2 protein-coding genes are annotated in these 944 nt (G+C 30.9%); both read right to left on the minus strand.

The window, feature by feature from the left end; all coding sequences use genetic code 11:
* Window positions 1-443, minus strand: a 443-nt coding sequence (locus RB298_RS29035; protein WP_486049806.1) for a CBO0543 family protein, incomplete at its 3' end; no start/stop codon positions are given.
* A gap of 48 nt (window positions 444-491) precedes the next feature.
* Window positions 492-944, minus strand: a 453-nt coding sequence (locus RB298_RS29040; RefSeq protein ID WP_486049807.1) for a hypothetical protein, incomplete at its 5' end; no start/stop codon positions are given.

A 944-nucleotide genomic window follows, 5' to 3' on the forward strand; every position in this document is an offset into this window, starting at 1 on the left:
ACTTTATATATCCCTAACCATTTAAAGATACTTTCCCCTACAAAAGAAGCGAAAAAAGCAAAAACTATGATGGCTAATATATACTTCGGCCATTTAGGGAACCATTGATAAATCATCATATAAAAGAAGGGGATCACAGAAAAGTTAGCAGGTAACCATAAATCTCTTTCTAAATATGTCAGAGTATACGGATAAATCCAGTAACGCAGTGATGTACCCACTTGATCTAGTATAAAAGCAATTCCAGACGTGAATAGTCCAACTAGGCTTATTTCGATTATTCTCCTTTTATCTACCAACATCCACCATAGAAAAAAAGGAAGAATTAAAATTAAAACCATTATCCACCATTGGTAAGTAAATACTACTTCCTCTTTCCAATAATTAAGCCACAGGATTTTTAATTGATCATAATGATGTTCAATTTCTTCAAATTTTTTCATATCTGAATTCCAATCTTTTTTATCTTAGATTCTCCTAACTAGAAAAAATCACCTTAATGAAGAAGATACTCTTTTTTTATTGGAAATAAATTTCTGAAGACCATATAAAAAGGCTGCCTTCGTCGTGAAAATCATTAAAAAGTGATACCTTTTTAGGCGTACCATCGAACCGTACCCAATTCTTTTAAACCAACTCATTAGTACATATACAAAGAATGCATCAAGAGTAAAGTTAATAACCATGAATTTCTTAAAATTCCCATAAGATAACTTAAAAATCCACATAGTTCCTACTAGAAATGGGCCAAAAACAATGGGCATCTCTCCTAGAACTTTGGAATGAAGACTTTGATAAAAATACAACCATGTTTTCTTTCTAGCCAAAAAAAATTCTGCGAGAACAATTAGATTTACACTTAATGAAGAAAGAAAAAATTTCTTTAAAGTTTGCTGCCCTAATAACGAAATAGAAAGCAAAGGACATATTAGTAAAGCTATTAT

The sequence above is a fragment of the Priestia sp. BR_2 genome, assembly GCF_041954005.1.
GTDB classification, from domain to species: domain Bacteria; phylum Bacillota; class Bacilli; order Paenibacillales; family Paenibacillaceae; genus Paenibacillus_AQ; species Paenibacillus_AQ lautus_A.